Below are 7,743 nucleotides of genomic sequence, written 5' to 3'. Positions count from 1 at the left end.
CGGCGGATCACGGCGGATCATCGCATACGCCGGGCGCGAAACACATTCGGATTGCTGATTTCCCGGATTGCTTTTGGCCGTAACCCCCGCCGTCACGCTTCCACCCGGCCAAAATCATTGCCGGGAAACAAGGGCGGGCGTGCACCGAATGCAATGCCGCATCCAGTGCACGCCCGCATCGTGTGCCCGCGCTTTAGCGCAGGTCGATGACGCCCTCGGGTACTGGGTCGCCGTACAGTTCGGCGATGTCCGCGCCGTACTTGGTGGCGATCGGGTTGCGCTTGAGTTTGAGGGTGGGGGTGATCTCCTCGCCGCCGGGCTCCCACACCCCGGGCAGGATCCGGAACCGTTTGATCTGCTCCACCCGGGAGAGGCGGGTGTTGCCGGATACGACGGCCGCGCGCACCTCGTCGACGATCTCGGGGCGGGTGGCCAGGGCGGCGATATCGGCGTCGGGGGTGCCCAGGGCCTTGGCGCGCACCGCGGCGGTGTCGGGGTCGAGCACGATCAGCGCCGTGATGTAGGGGCGGGCGTCGCCGATCGCCACCACCTGACCGACCAGCGACGAGGCCGCCTTGACCGCGTTCTCGATATTGGTGGGCGAGATGTTCTTCCCGGCCTCGTTGATGATCAGTTCCTTCTTGCGGTCCACGATCGTCACGTAGCCGTCGCCGTCGATGGTGGCGACGTCGCCGGTGTGCAGCCAGCCGTCGCCGTCGAGGGCCTCGGCGGTCTTGTCGGGCATGCCGCGGTAGCCGGGCGTCACGACCGCGCCGCGCACCAGCAGTTCGCCGTCGCTGTCCAGGCGCAGTTCGACCCCGTCGAGGGCGCGCCCGACCGAGCCGGGGCGCGGTGACGCGAGTTCGGTGAAGGTGCCGACGCCGGAGGTTTCCGACATGCCCCACACCTCGGTCACGGTGAATCCCAGGCCCAGCATGTATTCGAGGGTTTCGGGCGGGATCGCGGCGGCGCCGGAGGCCGCGACCTTCAGTTCGTCGAGTCCGAGCGCGGTGCGCAGCTTCGACAGCACCAGCGCGTCGGCGAGTTTGTGCTGCGCGCCGAGCACCGGGCCGACCCCGCCCCCGGCCAGCCGCGCCCGGGCGGCGCTGACGCCGACGCCGATGGCCCAGTTGGCGAGTGCCTTCTTCACGGGACTGGCCTCGGTGGCGAGCTTGGCGTCGATACCGGCCTTGATCTTCTGCCACACCCGCGGCACGCCGAAGAAGGCGGTGGGCCGCGCGTCGGGCAGGGCGGCGGCGATCTCCCGCGGGTCCGGCACGCAGGTCATGGCGACGCCGGTGAACAGGTTGGCGCAGTGCCCGGAGATGCGGTCGGCGACGTGCGCGGCGGGCAGGTAGGACACCGAGCGGTCGTCGATGCCGACGACCAGCGGGCCGTTGTTGGTCAGCCCCGCGATCTGGGCCACGACGTTGGTGTGGGTGATCTCCACGCCCTTGGGCGGGCCGGTGGTGCCGGAGGTGTAGATCAGCGTGGCCAGGTCGCCGGGCTGCACCGCCCGCCAGGCGGCGTCGAAGTCGAAGTCCTCGGCCGGATCGGATTCCACGTCGGCCAGCGACACCGTGCCTTCGGGGGAGCTGCCGCTCGCCGCGTCCACGACCACGACCTGCTCGAATGCCGTGCCGGAGCGCTGGACCACGTCGAGGAAGCCGCGCTCGGTGATCACGAGCTTGTTCCCGGCGTTGCCGAACACGTGCGCGAGCTGTTCGGGTGAGCTGGTGTTGTACACCGAGAACGGTGCCGCCCCCAGGTGCAGGGCGGCGGTGTCGACCAGATTGAACTCGGGCCGGTTGGTCAGCATGATGCCGACCGTGTCGCCGTGGCGGACCCCCAGTTTCGCCAGCCCCGCGGCCAGGGCGCGCACGCGGCGGTCGTAGTCGGCCCAGGTGATCTGCTGGGTGCCGCCGACCGTGCGCAGCGCCACCTGGTGTGGGCGCAATGTGATCGTCTGCTGGAATGCCTCGGGCACGGTGCGGACCGTGGCGCCGGACTGATGCGTGTAGCCGATATCTGTCGTCATTTCCTTGTTCCCGATCGGTATGCGAACCGAGCCTCGGGACGCTCCGCCAGATGACTGCACGAACTCGCCGTGGCAGAGATCGGATGATGCGGCTGGCGTCGCGTCACCGAGTGACGCGGCTCACCCATCCTATCCGCGCGTCCGGCAAAATGTGACGCATCTTACGTGCGGTCGGCGGAGGCGCACAGGGTGTCGGCGGCCGGGGTGGCTTCGAGGGCGTCGGCGGGCGCCGCGAAGTCGGGCAGCCAGTGTCCGCGGTAGTCCCGCTTGGATTCCATGTAGCGCCGGGCCCGGTCGCTGCGCGGCGCGGTGATCAGCGGGATCCGCTCGACGCCGATGCCCGTGGCGGCGACGGCGGCGACCTTCTCCGGGTTGTTGGTCAACAGCCGCACGCGCTGCAACCCCAGCCGCCGCAGGGCCTGCGCGGCCCGCTCGTAGGAGCGGCAGTCGGGGGAGTAGTGCAGGCTCCGGTAGCTGGTGAAGGTGTCGACTCCGTGGAGTTCGCTGAAGCGCAGCCCGCGGGCCTTGGCGATCAGCCCGTGGCCGCGGCCCTCCTGTTCGAGATAGATCAGTACGCCCGCGCCCTCGGCCTGGATGATGTCCATCGCCTTGTCCAGTTCGGGCCCGCAGTCGCAGTCCTCGCTGTGCAGCACGTCGCCGTAGAGGCAGCGGGAGTGGATCCGCACCGGACAGTCGTCGGCGATCTCGCCGAACATCAGCATCGTGCCGCCGTCGTGCACGTCGTGCAGTTCCCGCACCCGCACCCACATCTGCTGGCCCTTGCGGCAGATGCGGTGCGCGGTATCGTCGGCCGGGTCGGCGTCAGCGGCGGCGGCGATGTGGTGGTCGGCGTCGGGCACGTCGTGTCCGGTCTCGTCCAGGGCTGTCAAATGCTCCTCCGAAGGATTTGTGGGTGGTACCTCGGGCAGCCGGTGGCATGGAGCACGTCGCCCCGGCGGTGATCTGGGTCGAGCACGATGGCACGAGACACTAGCGGGATGACGCAGGCGGTCTCGCAGGTGGTCCGGGTGCCGTGCGCGGCTTCGGGCAAATCGGCCGCTATCACAGCGCCTCCGTGTCGGCCGCGGGCCCGGCGAGGTCGACCATGCGGTCGACGTCGGCGACGGTCGGCATGGCTCCGCTCACCGCCCCGGTGGACTGGGTCGCGGCCATTGCCGCTGTGGCCCAGACGAAGTCGTCGGCGTCGGCGCGGTGATCGCGGGTGACGATGCGGTGCGCGAGGGCGGCGACGAAGGCGGCCGGGGCGCCGGGAGAATCCTGCAGCGCGGCGGGGAACCGGCCGATCTCGAGCTCCAGGTCGTCGGAGTGCACACTGGCGGCGAACTTCTCCACCAGGCAGACGGTGCGGGCGCCGAGAATGCGCAGGCGCCGGGCGAGTTCGATATCCGCGCGGCGGCGGGCCAGGCCCGGATCCCCGTCGGCGGACACCGCGTCGGGCTGCGCCAGCGGTGCCAGGGCGTCGAGTTCGCCGCGCGTGCCGATCAGGTAGTCGATGGCGTCGAAGCGGCGGTAGAACCGCTGCGGTCCGGCGGTCGAGGGCACCGGCTGCACCAGCAGCCGCGGCCGCGGTTCCCGCGCGACCAGGTCGAGGGCGTCCTCGACCACCGCAGACGGCGGTTCGAAGGTGAGCAGCACGGCGTCGGATCCGGCGAGCGCGTGCCGGGCGTCGGGGGTGCGCAGATCGTCGGGGGTCAGGCGCACGCGCTCGTTCGGGCAGGCGATGTCGCGGCGTTCGCCGCTGCTGGTGACCAGGACGACCGCGACCGGGGTGGCGGCGCCGGGCACGACGCGCACCAGGTCGGTCTCGACGCCTTCGGCGCGCAGGTGATCGAGGATGCGGCGGCCGCGATCGTCGTCGCCGACCGCGGCGATCAGGCGCACCCGCAGGCCGAGCCGAGCCGCGGCGACGGCGCGATTGAGCCCCTTCCCGCCGGGGCGGTCCCCGAAGGTGCCGGTGGCGGGATCGTCGGGTTCCGGGAAGTGGTCGACGCTGCAGATATTGTCGAGTACCGCGTCGCCGATCACCGTAATCGTGCCGGTGTGCCGATCGGGGACGGCGCCGGTGAGCGGCGGCAGCGTCAGCACCGACGCGTAGCCGGAGGCGGTGGTCAGGCGGCGCGCCAGGGCGGTGAATGCCTCGAATTCGAGCTTGCTGCGCAGCTGCCGGGTGGTGGGGGGCGCGTCGGTGGTCTCGGCACCCGCGGCGCGCAACAGCTGCGGCCAGTGCGCGGAGAGGTATTCGCGGCGCTTGCCGAGGTCGGGTGCGTACAGCCGCCGCGGTTCGATCCCGGCGGGCGCGTCGTCGCGCAGCAATCCGAGCGACAGGCCGACGTCGACGATGAGCCGGTGCTCGGGGGGCAGCTGCCGGGCGAGGTCGCGCACCACCGCCGGCACGGCCGCGGCGGGGCCGGTGCCCGCGAGCTGGGCCTGGCGGCGGATGACGTAGAGCTCGAGCAGCGGGGTGACGTCGATTTCGGTGCTGCGCAACCGTTGCGGGCTCAGGCCCGCGCGCTTGCACAACCGGGTGAGTACCGCGCGCACCGCGGTCACCGTCGCGTCCTGTCCCGCCATCGGCGCGGCCACCTCCGTCTCGGGTGCGCAGTGATCGTCTGCAGACGATAAGCGAATCGGCCGGGGATTGCCGGTTTATCCGCCGGTAATTTCGGCTACCAATAACCTATCGCGGCATTTGCCCGAATGGAACGGCAAGTGACGCTCTGGAGTCGGCGTTAGGTCGCCGAGATGTCCAGGAGGTCCTGATGGTGGGAGCGATTCTCCTCGAGCGGCGGTTCCGGCGGCGCCGCATACCTCGATCCGCCGAACGCGACATCGACGCGGTCGGGGTCCGGGACTAGACCGGCGGCGGTGGCCGTCCGGTGCACAGCGCCGACAAGGGCCGGGCACAGTGCCGGCCGCGCGGATTCGGCAGGGCCGCCGGATGCGCGCCTCGACCCGGGAGCAGGGATCGCGCCGACCCGGCGCGACCGCCTCCCGACCGTTCCCGAACCGGATGCCGCGGACGAATTCACCGCGATCCGCAACTCTTCGGCTACACGAGCCGATGTATTGGGTAACCGCCCGGCCGGCACGGTGATCCTGGGGCAGGGCGGCGACGCGAGAGGAGACAGCCGTGACGATCGAAACGACCGACTGGGCGATGATCAGCGATCGGACCCCCGAGCACGCTTTCCGGATCGACGGTTTCGGGGCGGCGGTGTGGCGGCTGAGCTGGCTGCCCGAGCACCGGCTGACCCAGACGCAGGCGCTGGCCGGTATGGAACTCGACGAGCTGCTCAGCGATCCCGACGCGGTGCACGACGAGTCGGCGCACCGGCGGGTCGCCGATCACGCCCGGGCGCTGGGCGTGCGCTACGAGCAGGCGGTGCTCCTGTTGTCGCGCCGGATGATCGAGCGGATGCGCCGCCACTCCGGCGGCCGCACCCGCCGCGAGGCGGAGCCGGTGCTGTCGGGCCCCACCTTCCGGCAGCGCCCGGGATTCACCGAGGAGCCGCCGCGCGTATTCGGCTGAGCCCGGCCTCGGAAATGACGAGTGGATGCATGGTTGCAGCGAGTGCAGGTACCAGCCGGTGCGCCGAGGTCAGGCGCGGGCCTTGTAGGAGGCGCCGACGGCGTCGGTGATGCTCGCATAACCGTCCGCGCGCAGCCGTTGCGCCAGGCCGCGATGGATGTGCTTGGTCCAGAACGGGCCGCCGTAGATGAATCCGGTGTAGCCCTGCAGCAGGGTGGCGCCGGCGAGGATGCGCTCGTAGGCATGGTCGGCGTTCTCGATGCCGCCGACGGAGATCAGGACCAGTTTGTCGCCGACGCGGGCGTAGAGGCGGCGCAGCACCTCAAGCGATCGGTCGGCCACCGGCGGCCCGGACAGCCCGCCCGCGCCCATGGCGTCGACCTCGGCGGCGGGGGTGGCGAGCCCGTCGCGGCGGATGGTGGTGTTGGTGGCGACGATTCCGGCCAGGCCGAGCTCCACGGCCAGGTCGGCGGCGGCGTCGACGTCCTCGTCGGACAGATCGGGGGCGATCTTCACCAGGACCGGCACGCGCACGCAGTCCAGTACCGCGCGCAGCAGCGGGCGCAGCGATTCGACGGCCTGCAGGTCGCGCAGGCCGGGGGTGTTGGGGGAGCTGACGTTGACCACGACGAAGTCGGCCAGCGGCCCGAGCAGGGTGGCGCTGGTGGCGTAGTCGTCGGCGGCGTGCTCGGCGGGGGTGATCTTGGTCTTGCCGATATTGGCGCCGATGGGGACCCCGCCCGGGCGGCGGGTGCGCAGCCGCTCGGCCGCGGCGGCCGCGCCCTGGTTGTTGAATCCCATCCGGTTGATCAGGGCGTGGTCGGCGGGCAGCCGGAACAGCCGCGGCGCCGGATTGCCCGGTTGGGCCTGCGCGGTGACGGTGCCGATCTCGGCGTAGCCGAAACCCAGTGGGCCCCAGGCATTCACGCCACCGGCGTCCTTGTCGAATCCGGCGGCCAGGCCCAGCGGGGCGGGGAAGTCCACGCCGAAGGCGGTGGTGCGCAGGATGGGGTCGTCGACGACGGTCAGCCCGGCCACCAGCCGCCGCAGCGGCGCGAAGCGGGTCGCCAGCCGCATCGCGGCGAACACCAGGTGGTGGATGCGTTCGGGGGGCAGCAGGAACATCAGCCGCAGCAGCACGGAGTACATGCCGGTCACATCCCGGTTTCCGCGACGGGGAAGGTGGTCTTGCGCCGCCGCAGCAGCACGCGCCGGCTGCCGTCGGTGTAGGCGCGGACCCGCGACAGCTCCCAGCCGCCGAATTCGGCCTGGATGGCCAGCCGCATCGACGCGGTCACCCGGTTCACCTCGGGCGGTAGTCGTAACGGCACGTATTCGTATTCCCCCTCCTCGCTGGTCTCCTCCCATTCCGCCGGGATCGACCGCCTGCGCTGCGGACGGTGCGTCGAGGCCCGAGTCATCGCTGCCCTCTCTTCCTCTCGTCCGCGCCGATCCGCTGCACGCCGTCTCCGGTCGCGGACCCCACGAACAGGTCGCCGGTGCGTTCGTCGATGGTCACCGAATTCGGCTGGCGCACCGTCGCGAAGCGTCCCACTTCCTCCGGTATACCCGTCGACAGGTCGAAGCCGGCCACTTCGTTGCTCGCGGTCAGCGTCACCCACACGGTCTCGGACCGCTGATCGTAGGCGAGCGCGTAGGGCGACGAGCCTACCGGGAAGCGCTGTCGCAGCACGAGCGGATCGGCCGTGTACACCAGCAGCGCACCACCGGCGGTGTCGGTGACCAGCAGCCGGCCGAAGTGGTCGGAGATCAGGGTGGTGGCGCCGGTGCCCGCCCGCAGCGCCAGCCCGGGCCTGCCGCGGCCCAGGTCGAGCTGGGTGAGGCTGGTCTGGGCGCGGTCGAGCACGGCGACGGCGTCTCCGGCGGCGGCGACGGCGTCGGCACCGGACAGGTCCGAGATCGTCTGCAGCACGTGGCCGTCGGCGGCCAGGATCTGCGCGCGGCCGTCGGCCAGGCCGACCGCGAGGCTGCCGTCGCCTCGCCGTGCGACCGCGCGCGCCTCACCGTCGAGCGGGGTATCGCGGATGGCGCCGGTGAGCGTGTCGATGTGCACGAGCCCGCGCCCGGCCGCGGGGAGGGCCGGGCCGGGGGCGCCGGGGGCGGGCGCCCCCGCGGGGGGGGGGGGGGGGGGGGG

Annotated in this window: 7 protein-coding genes; 1 reads left to right on the top strand and 6 read right to left on the bottom strand. The window is 71.7% G+C overall.

Going from position 1 to position 7,743, the window contains the following annotated elements:
* Positions 1-193: 193 nt before the first annotated feature.
* From QH290_RS30155 to QH290_RS30145, 3 genes are all read right to left on the bottom strand, one after another.
* The gene (locus tag QH290_RS30155) at positions 194-2,038 is read right to left on the bottom strand and encodes an AMP-dependent synthetase/ligase (RefSeq protein WP_280386571.1); all 1,845 of its coding nucleotides are present in this window, start codon (positions 2,036-2,038) and stop codon (positions 194-196) included.
* A gap of 161 nt (positions 2,039-2,199) precedes the next feature.
* Complete coding sequence (locus QH290_RS30150) at positions 2,200-2,928, bottom strand: GTP cyclohydrolase II (protein ID WP_280263120.1); 729 nt, start codon at positions 2,926-2,928, stop codon at positions 2,200-2,202.
* Between the two features lie 172 nt (positions 2,929-3,100).
* Positions 3,101-4,630, bottom strand: a complete 1,530-nt coding sequence (locus tag QH290_RS30145; RefSeq protein WP_280386569.1) for a PfkB family carbohydrate kinase — start codon at positions 4,628-4,630, stop codon at positions 3,101-3,103.
* Between the two features lie 559 nt (positions 4,631-5,189).
* Between QH290_RS30145 and QH290_RS30140 the strand changes: the two genes are divergently transcribed.
* The gene (locus QH290_RS30140; RefSeq protein ID WP_280263124.1) at positions 5,190-5,588 is read left to right on the top strand and encodes a hypothetical protein; all 399 of its coding nucleotides are present in this window, start codon (positions 5,190-5,192) and stop codon (positions 5,586-5,588) included.
* A 69-nt stretch (positions 5,589-5,657) separates the two neighbouring features.
* Here QH290_RS30140 and QH290_RS30135 read toward each other — a convergent pair whose 3' ends face one another.
* The 3 genes from QH290_RS30135 to QH290_RS30125 all read right to left on the bottom strand — a co-directional run.
* Entirely contained in the window at positions 5,658-6,737 is a 1,080-nt protein-coding gene (locus QH290_RS30135) for a quinone-dependent dihydroorotate dehydrogenase (protein ID WP_280263136.1), read from the bottom strand.
* 5 nt (positions 6,738-6,742) lie between these two features.
* Positions 6,743-7,009, bottom strand: a complete 267-nt coding sequence (locus QH290_RS30130; RefSeq protein WP_280263126.1) for a DUF5703 family protein — start codon at positions 7,007-7,009, stop codon at positions 6,743-6,745.
* Positions 7,006-7,743, bottom strand: a 738-nt coding sequence (locus QH290_RS30125; protein ID WP_280386567.1) for a YncE family protein, incomplete at its 5' end; no start/stop codon positions are given. The genes QH290_RS30130 and QH290_RS30125, both read right to left, overlap by 4 nt.

This window comes from Nocardia wallacei (assembly GCF_029869545.1).
Taxonomy (GTDB): domain Bacteria; phylum Actinomycetota; class Actinomycetes; order Mycobacteriales; family Mycobacteriaceae; genus Nocardia; species Nocardia wallacei_A.
The sequence above is the reverse complement of the archived record's forward strand: the minus strand, read 5'-3'. Positions and strand labels throughout refer to the sequence as shown.